The following is a 16,460-nucleotide window of genomic DNA, read 5'->3' as shown; positions in this document are numbered from 1 at the left end:
ACCATTGAACCAATGAACCATTGAATTAATGAGCTAAATATTAATGTCCGCCTTTTACTTCCACATGATCAAGGTCAATACCCTGGCTGCGGAGTTCGCGGCTTACTTTCCAGGCAAAGTATGCCAGGTAAGCAAACCCTAAAACAGGTACAATATACGAGAAGTGAATGCCGCTCATGCCTTTTATCAGGTTATTACTGCCATCGGCAATTTTACCCTGCAATGGAGGTATGATTGATCCGCCCAGGATCATCATGATCAAAAATGCCGAACCCTGGCTGGTATATTTACCCAGGCCGGTAATGGCCAGCGAAAATATAGACGGCCACATGATAGAACAGCATAAACCACCGCTAATGAAAGCAAATGTAGCTACCCTGTGAGTAGTGAATAAACCAATAAGCATAAAGGCAACACCCAGTAAGCCTAATACAGATAACGTACGTGTCGGTTTTTGCTGGCCAATAAAGAATGCCACAATAAGTACAGCAACGCAAATAGCATAAACATACAGGTTACTCACATTAACGCCGGTTATCGCATTTACCATCAATACCAGGCCAAATGCTACAAACGGAATAATAATATATAAAATGTATTTAGTGGATTTTGATAAATTGAAAGCACCGATAGAACCGGCAAAACGGCCGATCATCAAACTACCCCAATACAAGGAGATATAAGGAGCGATATCCGATTCATTAAATGAGCCAAACTCGGGCGTTTTCAATAATGAACCCATATTACTTTGTATGGTTACCTCGGTGCCCACGTAAGTAAATATAGCTATCATACCTAAAATTAATTGCGGATAATGCATAGCGCCCCAGCCTTCGGTACTGTTTTTTGCCGCGTAAATGGTACCCACAAGGGTAAATAGTATTATCGCTAAAGAAGCATACACAAAATATTGGCTTGGCATACCAATAGCGTTGCTTAAAGGATCGGCTGCAAGTATCAGTAAAAAGGCAACAAAAATTATAAAAAGAGGTGTATTTGCTTTTTTGCTTGATTCAATTTTTTCGTCGCTGGTAACTTTTGGCAGATTAGAGAACCAAAAGAATATGGCAACAGCTATAAACAAAGCGGCCAGCATATAATAAAGGTTATTGATAGACGATATTTTAACCTCGGGTTTTACTTCGGCATTCGCGGTGCCAAAAAGTACCACACTCACCACTATCGGGCCTAATAAGGCTCCTATATTATTGATACTACCGGCAAAATTTAAACGGTTTGAACCGGTCTCTGGCGGACCCAAAGCAACCACAAACGGATTTGCGGCTGTTTGCTGTAAGGAAAAACCAATGGCTATAATAAAGAAAACAGCAAGTATAAACCCAAATGCGCCACTCGCAACAGCAGGTATCATGCCTAAAGCTCCTACGGCTGATATAACCAATCCTAAAATAATACCGTTCTTATAGCCCAGTTTGTTCATGATATCAACTTTACTGGCTTGTGAAGCAAAATAAAGTATCAACGAACCAATGAAATATCCGCCATAAAAGGTAAAATCAATTAATTGCGACTCAAATTGAGTTAAACTGAAGTGAGTTTTACAAAAAGGTATGAATATTCCGTTTGATGCAGCTAAAAAGCCCCAGAAGAAAAACACAGTAATCAGCGTATACAATGCCGAACTATAATTTTTTTTATCGTTTTGTTCCATTATTTGATTTGGTTATACAGAATGTATTTTGAATGGCTAAACATAATTGAATTTTTGTAAAAGTTGCTATACTTTTTTAAATTAAATAAATCACAATTTTATGTTTCGTTGTTTAAAAGATAAAATTGCATATTCGCATGGTTCAAAGTTTGGAACATAAGCCTTACTAATGATAGAAGCTATTATTTCGGGAATAGGGATAGGATTTGTGTTGACATTTTTGACTGGCCCGGTCTTTTTTGCACTTATTAAAACCAGTATTGAAAAAGGCTTTCATGCGGGTGTTGCACTTGCTCTTGGGGTGGTTTGCAGCGATGTGGTGTTTGTAGGTGCTATTTTGTTTGGTTCGCAGTATTTTGATATTTCAAACCACGCTAAAACCGTAGCCGGTGTTGTTGGGAGTATTATATTATTTAGCGTTGGCGTACGCTACCTTTTTAAAAAAGGCGAGGTTAATTATGAAAATAAGGTACCATCGGGCATTAACCGTGCGGGTTATTTTTTAAAGGGTTTTTTGATGTGCATTTTTAACCCTACCCTCCTTTTTCACTGGATAACCGTAATAGGTACCGCCAGTACCGTGTTTCACGAAGGCGTTGCTCACCGATCTTTTAAAATTGCTGTGATGTTTGCCACTGTATTAATTGTGCAGTTTGGCATGGATACCCTGAAAGCCTTTTATGCCAATAAACTGCGCGATAAAATATCTGTTAAGCTGGTACACCGGCTTAATGAAGTAGCCGGTATAGCGCTTATTATAGCATCCCTGATACTGGTTGACAAACTGGTTACTCATTTTATATTCTCGGCTCCGGCGGTTAATTAGTATTAAAGTTCGGCGCATAGCAGAACCGGGAAGATCCTTCTTTTCCTGCCCTGTTAGACTGCCCTCTCTCCGTCAACAGATCGGCTTTCGATAAAACACATGATCTTGCAATACCGAAAACGTAATAACCCCAGCAGCTATTAAGCGCATTGCGATAGGCATAGTCGCCCTGTGTAGCATGCGGTTGCCACGCTGCGCGCAATGACATGGTTTTATCGGGGACTTTCGGGACAACAAAAAGACAACAAAAAGACAACAAAAAAGGCGATGAATCTGCATTCATCGCCTTGAATATTATATCCCTTTTCGGGGATTAGGGCCTTCATCTTACATGTATGCCCTTTGGTTTTTACCTTCCATCCAGTTAACAAAAGCACGGTTAACCACCTTGTTACCACCCGGGGTTGGATAATCACCGCTGAAATACCAATCGCCCGTATGATCAGGGCATGCGATATGCAGGTTATCCAATGTTTGATACAGCACCTGAACTTCGCATTTTATTTCTTTTGGAGTAATGATCTGTGCAATACGGTCAGAGATCTGCTGATCGGTAAACAACGAGTATATCTCTTTTACATAGTTCTGCACTTCTTCTTTCGGAAGTTTGGCGCTATCCTTACATTTTTGGTAAACATCAAGGATAATATCTTCGCGTTTCATTTCCTTTAACAAGCTGATGGCTGCTTCAAAAGCAACAAACTCACCCATGCGCGACATGTCAATCCCGTAACAATCAGGATAACGGATCTGCGGAGCCGAAGAAACTACCACTACTTTTTTAGGACCAAGCCTGTCCAGTATTTTCAGGATACTTTGTTTTAACGTAGTGCCACGTACAATTGAATCGTCAAGCACAACCAGCGTATCTGTGTCCTTTTTGATAAGGCCATAGGTAGTGTCATATACATGCGCCACCATCTCGCTGCGATCAGCGTCCTGGGTAATGAACGTACGCAGTTTAACATCCTTAATGGCTATTTTCTCAACCCGGGGGGCAAGCTGTAACACCTCTGTCAACTCTTCTTCACTTATCTTATCGCCAAGGCTCAGCAGCTTTTCGCGCTGGTATTTTTTAACATATTTATGTATTCCTTCAACCATGCCGTAAAAAGCAACTTCGGCGGTGTTAGGAATGTATGAGAACACGGTGTTTTTTATATCATGGTCAACCGAGTTCAATATTTGCGGACAAAGCAGTCTGCCTAATTGTTTACGTTCGCGGTATATGGATGCATCGCTGCCTCTTGAAAAATAGATCCGCTCAAACGAGCAGGCTTTCTTTTCCTTTGGTTCGCTAAACATGTCTTCGGTTATTTTCCCATTCTTTTTAACAATTAAAGCATGGCCGGGGCGTATCTCTTTAATTTCTTCAATAGGAATGTTAAAAGCGGTTTGTATAGCGGGCCGCTCAGAGGCTGCAACAACTATCTCATCATTATAATAATAGAACGCCGGTCTTATCCCAACCGGGTCGCGCATTACAAAGGCATCACCATGGCCCAGAATACCTGCAATGGTATAACCGCCATCCCAGTTCTTAGCCGATTTACGGAGTATCTTGGCTACATCCATATCATTGGCAATCAATTTACTGATCTCCACATTATCATCAAGTCCTTCACGTTTGTACTGGTCAAACAGGCCCTGATTTTCGGTATCAATAAAATGGCCCATTTTTTCGAGCACTGTAATGGTATCGGCTTTCTCTTTTGGATGCTGACCCAGGTCATAAAGTTGTTGTAACAGTTCATCAACATTGGTCATGTTGAAGTTACCTGCTATAACCAGGTTACGGGTCATCCAGTTGTTTTGCCTTAAAAACGGGTGGCAGCTTTCAATACTGTTTTTACCGTGAGTACCATAACGCAGGTGCCCCAATAAAACCTCGCCGGTAAAGCTTACATTCTCTTTAAGCCATTCGGTATCGGCCAGTTTTTCAGGCATTTCTTTCTGAATATCAGCAAATTTTTTCTGGATATATTCAAAAATATCGGCAACCGCGTTTGAGGCCATTGACCGGTGACGGCTGATGTACCGCTTGCCGGGCTCAATATCAAGTTTAATGGTAGCAACGCCTGCGCCATCCTGGCCCCGGTTGTGTTGTTTTTCCATTAAAAGATAAAGCTTGTTCAGGCCGTACAGAGCAGTTCCGTACTTTTTCTGATAATAAGACAGTGGCTTTAGGAGGCGGATAAATGCCACACCGCATTCATGTTTAATCTGATCGCTCATGATTTGGAATGAGGCTGCAAAGGTATCATTTTATAATGAACTAAGCCTACATCAATTGTCATTAAACGGTAGTTTGTGGATAAGTTAGCTTAACGTTAAATTTTTATACAGGAATTTATGCTAAAACAGTACAAAATCTCTCACAGATGCCGCCTGCTATTTAGCAAATCCCACCATCTGGTGTAATTTCACCGGATCATAAATCCTTCCCGCTTTTATCACAACCGAAACCTTACGAATATCCCGGATATTTTTCAGCGGATCGCCATCTACAATAATCAAGTCGGCTTGCTTCCCGGCTTCAATTGATCCGGTTTGTTTATCAACATTCATTACAGTAGCGGGCATAATGGTAGCCGTTTTTAAAGCCTGGGCAGGTGTAAGCCCTGCCTCCACATACAGCTCGAGTTCGCGGTCAAGACTGTAGCCGGGGAAACCCATATCAGTACCGGCTACAATGGGGATCCCTGCATCATACAACTTTTTTACAGCCTGCAGCATACCGGTCATTATAGGTTTCATTTTGGCCACTTTGTCGGGCTCGCCGCCCATATTCTTGAACAAAGCCTGCAATGGGAGCGGCAACTCATAAAATGCAGGTTCCAGCTGTGTGATATCATCCTTTACGTTACGAAAGGCCAGCTCATAAACCCCTATGGTTGGGTCAATAACTACGTTGTGCTGTTTAATAAAATTAATAGCTGCCTTACTTACAGAATCATCGAAGTTAACAGAACGGTCGGCATTTTTTTTCATGATGGCATAAACGTACTGCATATGGTTTACCATATTCATACCCGAATCAACACCTTGCTGCAAAGTCATCCCTTCGGGTATATGCCCTGTTACCGTGAGGCCCAAACGGTGTGCTTCGTCACAAATTACCTTTACTATTTCGGGCTTTGCCGAACTGTAGATCTTGATCTGCGCGAAACCATTCTCTTTGTAGCGGTCGACTGCTTTTATCGCTCCTTCTTTGGTATCCGCCTGTATAATCCCTAATGCCCTGGGGCCTTTACCATCAATAATGCCGGCTTTTAGTATATTGGGGCCTACCCCTTTGCCGCTGTCAATGGCGTTTTTAATGGCATTGATATATCCAAACTCGTTACCGCAATCCCTTACGGTGGTAACACCGGCGGCCAGGTAAGCCGGCCCCCATTCGGCCTGCTCAAAATGCGAGTGCATATCCCAAAGTCCCGGTAAAATAGTTTTACCCTTTGCGCTGATCACTTTTGCACCGGCGGGGATGGCTACAGTTCCGGCTTTACCGGTTTTGGTAATAACCCCATTGCTGATCAATACCACCGCATCAGGTATGCTTGTGCCGGTAGCTACATCAACGAGGCTGCCACCGGTAATCGCGATTGTTTTTTCAGTTGCATTGGTTTCGCCGGCAACCTTTGCAAACAGGCGCATGCCATAAGTGGCGGCCCTGCTGATAAGCTGTGGCAGCAGAGACTCATACTGGGCACGCATCATTTCCAGCTTATCTCCTTCCGCGTCGTTAGTGATCAGGCATATAAGGTTGCCTTTGTTATCTGTCCACACCAGTTCATACCCCCACACCAATCCGCTAATAGCAAACCTGTTAAATTGTATTGCTTTACCATCAAAATTTAGCTCGTCAGTTCCGTCCCTTTTAATTTGTACAGCGCCAAATGGCAAAGTGTGAATGTTTGCCGGTTCCTTGTGTTTTATCCAGTATTGCAGCAAGGCCTGCTGCACTGTACCTGGCGAGTATCCGGCTACCGGGAAACTTAAGGGCAATACCTTTTGCTTGTATGATGAATCATTTACGCTGATAGTTGCCTCATTGCCGCGTATGGTAATCTGATCATCAATGGTAGAGAACCGAGAAGTGCTGCCTTTTATGGTAAGCTCAAGCGGGTCGCCCGCCGGGTTTACCTTTAACTCGGCCTTTAAAGGTACAGGCGAACCACGGTCCACAAACTTAAAATCAATTGAGTAGTGAATGGCGTCTTTGTATTTATGCACATAGTAGGTCTCTTTGCCTATTTGTTGTTCAAATTTGTGCAAAAAGAAAATGCCGCTATCCGTTGGAAGTTCTGTTTGTGCAACCGCATTTAAAAATAATGCTAAAAGGATGATCAGTAGTACAGGCTTTTTCATAAGGAATAGATATAATTATGTAACAATATTTTATCCCCCTGCGTTACAATGAGGAAATGCAAACAAGGTTGCCATACTAACTTAGTTCAATAAGTTAAAGTATAAATAACCTGTTAAATATTTTATATTTCTAAAGGTAATATTTATTCGGGGATCTTTGTGTTTTTGGGCTTTGCACCTGTAATTTCAGTATTTCGGTTATATATATTCATATAATTATAGTATTTTTAGGCTTTTAACCTTATCACACATCTTGACCATGACATCAAATTCTACCTCAAAGCCATCATTCAGATATGACATAAATTTTTTAAGAGCGGTTGCTGTAATTGGGGTCGTCCTTTATCACTATAAGGTACCTTACTTTGCGGGTGGATTCTCAGGTGTGGATATATTCTTTGTCATATCGGGATATCTTATGACTCGTATTATTTTAAACGGGATTGATGCTGGTTCCTTTTCAGTATCTAATTTTTACGGTAGCCGATTAAAAAGAATTGTACCTGCTTTAATGGTAATGATATTAATTATTACCATTGTAGGATTCTTTATTTATTTACCACAAGATTATCAGCTGAACGAAAAAAATGCAGCATCCAGCTTGCTTTTTTTTTCAAATATGTATTACTGGGCACATTCGGGCTATTTTGATGCGGGAGCAGACAATAATATCCTGTTACACACCTGGTCGTTATCTGTCGAATGGCAATTTTATATGATCTATCCGCTTGCTCTGCTGCTTTTAAATAAAGTGGTTAAAAAAAGAACAAGCTTTACCTTAATATTTATAATTATTACCGTGCTCATCACATTAGTTGTGATATACATAAAGTACAATCCTAAAACTTTATTTTTTTATCTGCCGTTCAGGTCTTGGGAAATGATGGCTGGCGGTGTCGCTTTGTTAACTCAGGATAAGCTGAAGCAATTTAAATTTCGTTCGATTTTGGCATTTACAGGATACCTGATACTATTGGGTTGTATTGTTTTTCTTAACGAAGAAATGGCGTGGCCAGGTGTATTCACCATAATACCTGTATTTGCTACTTTTATTGTTATTGTATCAAACCAGAATGATTTTAAAATACTGTCAAATAACTTGTCGCAATTTTTAGGTAAAATCTCCTATTCGCTATACTTATGGCACTGGCCGATACTTGTTTTTATAAGTTATTATGGCTTAAAGTTTAATGCTATCCTCATTGTGCTATTATTGGGTGTATCTGTTTTATTGGCTTATTTGTCTTTTAAATATGTAGAGTCTGCTCGATATGTCCATAACAAAAGGATCATTTTTGCAATGACATTAATGACATTAATGACCGGTACTTTAGGATTTACATTATCTAATAAATTTCTTTTTAAATCCCAAGTGTTCGAACTTTCCAGTTATGCTACAACTCACATTGCAGAAAGAGATAAACAATTTGATCAAGGGGGCTGCTTTTTAAATTTATCAGTTACTCCGGACGGAAAATTTGACACAACACAATGTTTAAGCATAGATTCAAACGGAAGAAACTTTGTTTTGTTAGGAGACAGCCACGCAGCTCATTTTTCTCAGTCGTTCAAAGAATATCTTAGCAAACACCACGCGCATTTAATTCAAGCATCTGCCAGTTCCTGCTTACCTATAATTACAAAAAATGGTGGTACCAGTTGTTTTGATATGGTGCATTATGTTTATAATAATTTCGTAAAGAAAAATACCGGCAAAATTGATGGAATAATTCTTAGCGGCAATTGGACGAATTATTATGGAGAGCCGACGCAACTGGCTACCCACCTTGAAAACACCATATCCTTCTTAAAAAAGGTCGGAATAAAAACTATTATAATTGGGCAAAATGAGCTTTATAGTAAGCCTTATCCCAGCGTAATCGCATTACAAATGCAATACGATTTAACTAAACTTGAAACTTATCTACTAACTGCCCCTTATAAATTTGATGCTGTTTTGAAAAAACGGTTGCCGGATAATTATGTAAGTATTATCAATCAAAAATCTTCGATACCCGGTTTTTCAAAAAACAATGTACCTTATTTATTTGATGCTAATCATTTTACAAAATACGGCGCCGACCTTACTATTGATAAAATGGAGCAAAATCCTATTTTCAGAGACTTTTTTGATTTTAAAGGACATATCATTAAAACCGCTTCTGCATCGAAAACCATTCCTGCAATTGAAGAAATAGAAACTATTCAGTAGCGAAATTAACTATGATAGTACGCTTCACATACACAGTACAGATGTACTTTATCCCAGGATGTTGAGCGAGGGAAAGAATAAAAGTTGACAGATCAAATAACCTGTTAATATTTTATATCCCTAAAGGTAATATTTATTCGGGGCCCTGGGTCTTTGGTGGTTTTGGGTACCCGATGCATCCAGTTATGCTGCGTTTGCCCCTGCATAATTAGCAGGCTGCCATTACTAAGCGCTATAGATATCATGGCATTTTTTTTCTCCTTATGCTTAAATTGAAAAGTACGTGTAGCACCGAAGGAAGCTGATGCAATAACCGGATTACCGCTCAGTTCCTTTTCATCATCACTGTGCCAACCCATGCTATCCTCGCCGTTACGGTAAAAATTAAGCAGGGCCGAGTTAAATTGCTTACCACATTGTGCCTCTGCTGCCTGTTTTATTTTTAGCAACAATGGAGTAAAGGGCAAAGGAATGTTCACCACACCCGAATAGGTATATGACTGGTCATTATCGGCATACCATGACGTTAGCCGGGGAAAGTTTACCGATCGCCCGTAAATTTTCATCTTATCCTGTTTCCACAGAATAGTATGTTTCAGTTCTTCAAACAGATCATAAACGCCATCCTCCTGGTAAAAATTAGGATATAAGAATACCTCTCCATCAAACGGCAGCAGGTTTTGACGGGTGGCATTAAAAATGCTCAGCTGATTATCTGCGAAAAGATCCATTGTTATCTATTAAACGCTATATCGGTTTGACAAAAATTATGGTTCCGGGTTTAACAAAAAAATCCGGCTTTATAGCCGGACTCTCTCATTTATTTAATTAATTGGTTTGAAATTCAAATTATAGTTTTTCTCCATGCTGGCTGATATCTAAGCCCAGCACCTCATCAGCAGCCGAAACTCGTAACGGAGATATCATATCTGTGATCTTTAATAATAATAAGGAGCCAAAGAAAGAAAATATAGATACACCAATAAGGGCCACCAGTTGAACAAGGAATAAATGGGTTTCGCCAAAGAACAGGCCATTGCCGGTAGCATTGCCTGCATTTACGTGCTGGTTAGCAAATACGCCGGTAAGCAGCATCCCTACCATACCGCCCACACCATGACAAGGGAACACATCAAGCGTATCATCAATAGAGGTACGGGTGCGCCATTCAACTACCAAATTACTTACCACGGCCGATATGATGCCTATGGCCAGCGAATGTGGCACAGTAACATATCCTGCGGCCGGGGTTATGGCTACCAAACCTACCACGGCCCCGATACAGGTACCCATGGCCGATGGCTTGCGTCCGCGAAGCATGTCAAAAAATATCCAGGTAATACCACCCGCGGCCGATGCCGTTGTACTGGTGGCAAGTGCGGTAACCGCCAAAGCATTAGCGCCAAATGCCGAACCCGCATTAAACCCGAACCACCCAAACCATAAAAGCCCGGTACCTATCATTACATAAGTGATACGCGCGGGTGAATGATTGGCCTCGTTACGGCGTTTTAAATATAATGCAGAAGCCAGCGCAGCCCATCCGGCCGACATATGTACTACGGTTCCGCCGGCAAAGTCAAGCACTCCCAGTTTGGCCAGTATGCCGTCAGGGTGCCAGGTACAATGCGCCAGCGGCGAAAATATAAACACGGAGAACAGGCACAGAAATATAATATAAGAGTTGAACCTGATGCGCTCAGCAAATGCGCCGGTGATCAGTGCCGGGGTAATAATGGCAAACTTGAGCTGATACATGGCAAATAAAAGCAACGGTATGGTGGGCGCGGCTTTCCAGGTTGCGTTGCCCAGCATGCCTTTCATCATAAAATAGGTTGATGGATTGCCTATGATGCCAAAGAAGCTATCGCCAAAAGCAAGGCTAAAACCAAATATACCCCACATTACCGTAATAATTACCATACAAACAATGCTTTGCAGCATGGTTGATATCACATTCTTTTTGTTGACCATTCCGCCGTAAAAAAAGGCAAGACCGGGTGTCATGATCAAAACCAGGGCCGTTGACATCAGCATCCAGGCAATATCACCGGTATTAAAATTGGGGTGACCTGAATTTTTAAATTCAACCGAAGGAAAAACAAAAGTTAGGGTTAAAATGATAAGAATTACTAAGAAAGGAAAATACCGCTTCATTGAAAATATTAGAATTGTTTTGTAAAACGGCCTGAAAGTATGATTTTTATTATAAAAAAACGAAGAATGTTACCTTTTTGTTAAAAAATTACAAAAATTGAAAAATTAAAGGAAGCGTAGTACAAAATCAGGAAAAATACCAAGCAAAATCAATATAAAACTTATGAAGATTGATAAAATCAATAAATTATTAGTTTTTTTATGTTCTATTTCAACTATTTCTTTCCTTTTCAGAAATAAATTCAACGGTATCTTAATGTAGTAAAATAACGAAACTACTGTAGTTAACGCGCCGGTAGCCATCAGCAACAGTAACCATATACTGTGGGTTTGCTGGTAAACACTGTATACCTCCGAAAAAACAAACAACTTACCGGTAAACCCCGCGGTTACAGGTAAACCTGTTAGTGATATCAGGACTATTACAAAACAAACCGACGCAATGGGATACTTGAGGCCAAGCCCGCGGTAATCATTAATATCTTCGGCATTGGTTTCATTAGTAAAATAACTGGCCAGCATAAGCGCCGCAATATTGGCCAGCGCGTATACCAGCAAATAGTATGTTAAAGCAGATACACCCTGCAAGGTTAAAACCACCACAGCCATTAATGCAAAGCCGGTATGGCCTATACTTGAATAGGCCAGCATCCTTTTAACATTGGTTTGCATAACCGCGGCAAAATTACCCGCTATCATAGTAATAATGCCTGATATGGATAAGGCTATCCCTATATCAAAGCCCGTCCATTTGCCCGGAAGTATAAAGGGCGGCAAAAAGTTGATCAGTAAGGCAAAGGCCGCTATTTTGGGTACTGTTGACAGATAAGCCGTTATCGGCGTGCTGGCCCCCTGATACACATCTGGCACCCAAAAATGTACCGGCACAAATGATAATTTAAAACCAATACCTATTAAAACCAATATCACCGCGAATGATGTGCTTACAGAATTAACTTTTGACAGCTGGATAATGCTGTTCTGAAAAACTATATCCAACGAGCCGCTAAACCCATACAGCAGCGATATACCATAAAGCATAATAGCTGATGAGGCGGCACCGAACAGCACATATTTTAAGCCGGCCTCCGTACTGAAAGCATTTTCTGTACGGTAAGCAACCATAAGATATGATGCCAGCGAAACCATTTCGATAGCCAGGTAAATAGATAGTAAATTTACCGCCATCACCATTAAATGGAGTCCGAATATGGATGCCATAGTGATGGAATAAAGATCAGACAAGCCTTTGGGATGCGCTTTTAGCTTATTATCCCAGGTAAAATATAGTAACAGGATAAAGGACAGCAGATCAATGACCAGTTTAAAAAATATACCGCTGCGATTCAGCAATAGCATATTACTGAATATAAAATGCGATCCGTCTACTATTAATGTTACCTGCTGCAGATCTTTAAACATTATTATCACCAAACCTGCACAGGCAATAATACGACATAGTTTTGTTGATCGTTTACCAAATATCAGGTCGGTTACCAATATCACCATGAACAATATTGCCAGATAAACCTCGGGCATAAAATAGGTTATACTGCCAAGAATATTGGATAACTGACCGGATATATGGGGTAGCAGATCGTGCATTTATTTTTATTGGACTATTACCGATTGATTTTTAGGGTATTTAACCTGGTATTTTAACTGTACCTTTTTTTCGTCCTGCGAATTTAGCAGGAAATTCCATGAAAGCTTGCCTGTAAGGGCATCAAGTTTTGCACCCGACAACTCCTGGGGATCAACTTCAATGGCCGAATTTTGTGAAACCGGCATCTGATCCTCTACCAATAAGTTCACCGGTTGGGTTTTTCGGTTCTTTATACCAATAAGCCAATTACGGGTTTCTTTTTTATTGGAGCCAAAGTTTTGACGCTCAGTAAGGTCTTTTTGCAACGTGCGTGTAACCACAATATTTTTATCGGTTCCTAATGATAAATTCAACGTATCGGTGGTAGCTTGCGTATTAATAAGCGATTTGCCGATAAACGTACCTTCAAAAAACAGGTTAGCTTCGCCCGAAAGGAAATTATATTTATTCCAGTTTGTTAGCTGCGCGGTTAAAAACACATCGGTGCTCAGCTTGGGCGCAACAAAGTATTGATAAGTGGCATTCAGGTCAAACTGACCGATTTCCATGGCATATTGTTTCCCGTCACTCGGTACCGAGTATGGGTTAGTTATATCAAACTCCATGTTGGTTTGATTTTCAATAGGCTTAACCTCAATTGGGATGGATTGCGCATTAACACCAATAGAAGACATACCCCGTATCTGTATGCCAGGTACAGAGCCCACCAGGTCACGCTTCATTTGTGTTCCATAACCAATAGTTACTACTTCTGCTAATTGACTAACAGCGGGCCGGAGTGCGAGATTAATAACGGGCATATTGGCCGGCCTTTCCTCATTTTCATATCCAATATAACTGTACACAAGCGTTGAGTTACCTGAAGGGATCTGTATGCTATACCTGCCTTCTGCATCGGTAATTGTACCTATGGATGTTCCTTTTACCCGGATACTTACACCGGATAAGGTTTTTTTATCATCGGCCCCAAAAACGGCGCCGCTAACTTTAGTTAAGGAACTGGCGGCACCCGAATAAACCATGCCCAGGTTCAGGTAATTAGGGTTCAAATCCGGCTTGCTGCCGCTTATTGTTGGGTTGCCTGTTGATAAGGTAACCTTTATGTTTTTCCAGTCCTCCCCGCTTTGCTGTGATACATTGGCTTTGTAGATAATACTTATGGGGCTGTTCACATTTTTAGCCCGGATATCATATATTGGATACCAGCCGGCATTGTTCACTACATAGTTTAGGGTAAATGTAGATTGCAGCGCGCTTTTTGATGATACAGTTACCAACACGTTACTGGTTGCCTTGCTGTTGCCTTTGGCAACACTGGCTATTTGGTTGTCATATTTCTGCAACTCGGCATTTAAAATATCTGTCTGGTCATTTACTGCCTGCTGCTTTTTTTTAATATCAGTTAAACGCAGTGTTTGGAAATCAAGCGCCAGTTTTAGCTTTGCAATATCCAAATTGGCATTGCTGCCGTTTATTACCTGGTTTTTTGTCAGCATATTGGCTTCTTCCTGGTAAATGGATAACATGTTGTTTTGTAGGGAAATTTTATCTCTTATTTGTTTTTGCCGGGCCTGCAGATCAAGCAGTTGCTTTTGTTTGATCTCATCATTCAAAAAGTCGAGCTCCTGTTTAACCGAAAGTATGGTAAATTCCCCTCCGGCACTCACCTGCAGGCTCTGCACATCCATGCCCGACGAAAGGTTATTAAATATCAATGTTGATGTGCCTACACTAATGTTAACCTGTGCGGTACGGGTTATTTGAGCTCCGGTTAAAAACACCGTAACTTTTTGAACTTTTGAAGCGATCTTTTGCCCCTCTTCGGCTTTTGACGCGATCGCCATAAAAAGGAAAATGGCGGCGGTTAATAATTTTTTAAACATAATACTTTCGGTTAAATACATATCATCTGTTAATTCGCCCTTGCCGTATCTATCTGTGGCCGGACAAACTAAAGATGCATTGGTATGCATTTTTCCATAAAAGCATTTATGCTGAAACACGATAATTTATTTAAGCTGTAAAAACTGGATGAGGGTAAGTACCGAATCATTGATCTTCTCAAAAACCAGCGAAGGCATAATACCTAAAGCTAAAGCAATTATAGCAAGCGGTGCCAGCGTCAGTTTTTCGCGCAGGTTCAGGTCAGTCAGGGCTATTTTCCAAACAGCGCCACCTTTTAATGATTCCGGACCGAAAAACATGCGTTGAAGGGTCCACAAAAAATAGGCTGCGCTTAACAATATCCCAACCGCGCCGCAAACAGCCATCCAATAAGGTAGTAAGCCATTTACCGTTGGCGATTTAAATGCTCCGGCCAATGAGAATGCTTCGGCCACAAATGCCGAAAACCCCGGTAAGCCTAATGAGGCAAAAAATGCTATCATTACAAAAGCAGTATATTTTGGCATCAACGTGCCCAATCCCCTGAAATGATTAATACCTCTGTCATGCACCCTGTTATAAAGTACCCCAACCAAAAAGAACAGCATAGTTGATAAAAACCCGTGACTTACCATTTGCATTACCGCTCCGCTGATACCCTCGGCGGTTTGCGATGCAATGCCCAACAGCACAAAACCCATATGTGATACGGAGGAGTAAGCTATCATCCGTTTCAGGTCGCGCTGGGCCAGGGCGTTAAAAGCACCATATAAAATAGAGATCACCCCAAGTAAACCCATCCAGAAAGCACCGGAGGTGGCTACATCCGGAAAAATACTGATACAGATACGTATAATGCCATAACCGCCTATCTTCAGCAAAATACCTGCAAGAATGATAGACACCGGCGTTGGCGCTTCCACATGCGCATCGGGCAGCCAGGTATGCAATGGCACTACCGGCACTTTAATAGCAAAAGCAATAAACAGTACCACAAAACCAACTGTACGCGCGGGTATTCCAAATATGGTTTGATGCGCCGCTACGGAAAAGACAGAAGTTGCACTGTAATTGGCCGGGTTCATCATCTGCACCATATTGAAGGTATGGTTACCGGTAGCCGGGTCAGTAACAGAAAGGTACAACCCAACCATTATCAGCAGCATAAACACCGAACCGAATAATGTGTACAGGAAAAACTTGATGGCCGCATATTCCCTTCGGGCACCGCCCCACATTCCGATCAAAAAATACAGCGGCAGCAGCATCAGCTCATAAAACAGGTAGAACAGGAAGAAATCCAATGCGCAAAACACACCGATAACTGCCATATCCAGCAGTAAAAACAACAGGAAAAAGCCTTTCAGGTTACTTTTTATTTCCCAGGACGATAGCGTGGCAATAACCAGTACCAGCGATGTCATGACCAGCAGGGTGATAGACATGCCATCAATACCTACAAAATAATCTATCTGCATTTTGCCCATGCTGCCCAGGTTAAGGGATATCCAGGGGAGTTTTTGCACAAACTGGAACTGATCTTCATGATTAATACCACCATAGGCTGCACCGGTTTTAAAATTCAGGTACATCCATATGCTGATGCCTAATTGTATTAGTGTAGCCAGCAGCGTAATATATTTAAAACTACTGCGCAATGATGATGGCAGCACCATTATAATAATGCCGAACAGTACAGGTACAAGTAAAAGCAGGGTTAATATATTCATCAGGT

General features: G+C 41.2%; 10 protein-coding genes. 2 read left to right on the top strand and 8 right to left on the bottom strand.

Features of this window, described 5'->3' with window-relative positions; translation table 11 throughout:
- Positions 1-40: 40 nt before the first annotated feature.
- The gene (locus tag J2W55_RS02375) at positions 41-1,672 is read right to left on the bottom strand and encodes an MFS transporter (protein WP_310091511.1); all 1,632 of its coding nucleotides are present in this window, start codon (positions 1,670-1,672) and stop codon (positions 41-43) included.
- Between the two features lie 169 nt (positions 1,673-1,841).
- Between J2W55_RS02375 and J2W55_RS02370 the strand changes: the two genes are divergently transcribed.
- Positions 1,842-2,498, top strand: a complete 657-nt coding sequence (locus tag J2W55_RS02370; RefSeq protein ID WP_310091508.1) for a LysE family translocator — start codon at positions 1,842-1,844, stop codon at positions 2,496-2,498.
- A 327-nt stretch (positions 2,499-2,825) separates the two neighbouring features.
- On the opposite strand, the gene J2W55_RS02365 is transcribed toward J2W55_RS02370, so the two are convergent.
- Together J2W55_RS02365 and J2W55_RS02360 are read right to left on the bottom strand one after the other, a co-directional pair.
- Positions 2,826-4,733, bottom strand: a complete 1,908-nt coding sequence (locus J2W55_RS02365) for an amidophosphoribosyltransferase (protein WP_310091505.1) — start codon at positions 4,731-4,733, stop codon at positions 2,826-2,828.
- A gap of 156 nt (positions 4,734-4,889) precedes the next feature.
- On the bottom strand, positions 4,890-6,866 hold the full coding sequence (locus tag J2W55_RS02360; protein ID WP_310091503.1) for an amidohydrolase family protein: 1,977 nt from the start codon (positions 6,864-6,866) through the stop codon (positions 4,890-4,892).
- 259 nt (positions 6,867-7,125) lie between these two features.
- Here J2W55_RS02360 and J2W55_RS02355 point away from each other — a divergent pair, with 259 nt between their 5' ends.
- Positions 7,126-9,078 (top strand): acyltransferase family protein, encoded by a 1,953-nt coding sequence (locus J2W55_RS02355; RefSeq protein ID WP_310091501.1) that lies wholly within the window; start codon positions 7,126-7,128, stop codon positions 9,076-9,078.
- Positions 9,079-9,182: 104 nt separating this feature from the next.
- Here the strand turns inward: J2W55_RS02355 and J2W55_RS02350 are convergent, their stop codons facing one another.
- The 5 genes from J2W55_RS02350 to J2W55_RS02330 all read right to left on the bottom strand — a co-directional run bounded on the left by J2W55_RS02350 (position 9,183) and on the right by J2W55_RS02330 (position 16,455).
- Positions 9,183-9,809 carry an alpha-ketoglutarate-dependent dioxygenase AlkB family protein gene (locus J2W55_RS02350; RefSeq protein WP_310091499.1) on the bottom strand — a complete coding sequence of 209 codons (627 nt, stop codon included), beginning with the start codon at positions 9,807-9,809 and terminating at the stop codon, positions 9,183-9,185.
- Between the two features lie 118 nt (positions 9,810-9,927).
- The gene (locus tag J2W55_RS02345) at positions 9,928-11,235 is read right to left on the bottom strand and encodes an ammonium transporter (protein WP_310091496.1); all 1,308 of its coding nucleotides are present in this window, start codon (positions 11,233-11,235) and stop codon (positions 9,928-9,930) included.
- A 105-nt stretch (positions 11,236-11,340) separates the two neighbouring features.
- Positions 11,341-12,840: an NADH-quinone oxidoreductase subunit N gene (locus tag J2W55_RS02340; protein ID WP_310091493.1), complete on the bottom strand. Its 1,500-nt coding sequence runs from the start codon at positions 12,838-12,840 to the stop codon at positions 11,341-11,343.
- A 6-nt stretch (positions 12,841-12,846) separates the two neighbouring features.
- On the bottom strand, positions 12,847-14,844 hold the full coding sequence (locus J2W55_RS02335; protein ID WP_310091492.1) for a mucoidy inhibitor MuiA family protein: 1,998 nt from the start codon (positions 14,842-14,844) through the stop codon (positions 12,847-12,849).
- 6 nt (positions 14,845-14,850) lie between these two features.
- Complete coding sequence (locus J2W55_RS02330; RefSeq protein ID WP_310091490.1) at positions 14,851-16,455, bottom strand: complex I subunit 4 family protein; 1,605 nt, start codon at positions 16,453-16,455, stop codon at positions 14,851-14,853.
- Between the last annotated feature and the right edge of the window lie 5 nt (positions 16,456-16,460).

Source organism: Mucilaginibacter pocheonensis (assembly GCF_031456535.1).
Lineage (GTDB): Bacteria > Bacteroidota > Bacteroidia > Sphingobacteriales > Sphingobacteriaceae > Mucilaginibacter > Mucilaginibacter pocheonensis.
The sequence above is the reverse complement of the archived record's forward strand: the minus strand, read 5'-3'. Positions and strand labels throughout refer to the sequence as shown.

Bases quoted from the DNA above. Each gene is read 5' to 3' on its own strand.
- J2W55_RS02375 (WP_310091511.1), bottom strand. From the start codon at position 1,672: ATGGAACAAAACGATAAAAAAAATTATAGTTCGGCATTGTATACGCTG.
- J2W55_RS02370 (WP_310091508.1), top strand. From the start codon at position 1,842: ATGATAGAAGCTATTATTTCGGGAATAGGGATAGGATTTGTGTTGACA.
- J2W55_RS02365 (WP_310091505.1), bottom strand. From the start codon at position 4,733: ATGAGCGATCAGATTAAACATGAATGCGGTGTGGCATTTATCCGCCTC.
- J2W55_RS02360 (WP_310091503.1), bottom strand. From the start codon at position 6,866: ATGAAAAAGCCTGTACTACTGATCATCCTTTTAGCATTATTTTTAAAT.
- J2W55_RS02355 (WP_310091501.1), top strand. From the start codon at position 7,126: ATGACATCAAATTCTACCTCAAAGCCATCATTCAGATATGACATAAAT.
- J2W55_RS02350 (WP_310091499.1), bottom strand. From the start codon at position 9,809: ATGGATCTTTTCGCAGATAATCAGCTGAGCATTTTTAATGCCACCCGT.
- J2W55_RS02345 (WP_310091496.1), bottom strand. From the start codon at position 11,235: ATGAAGCGGTATTTTCCTTTCTTAGTAATTCTTATCATTTTAACCCTA.
- J2W55_RS02340 (WP_310091493.1), bottom strand. From the start codon at position 12,840: ATGCACGATCTGCTACCCCATATATCCGGTCAGTTATCCAATATTCTT.
- J2W55_RS02330 (WP_310091490.1), bottom strand. From the start codon at position 16,455: ATGAATATATTAACCCTGCTTTTACTTGTACCTGTACTGTTCGGCATT.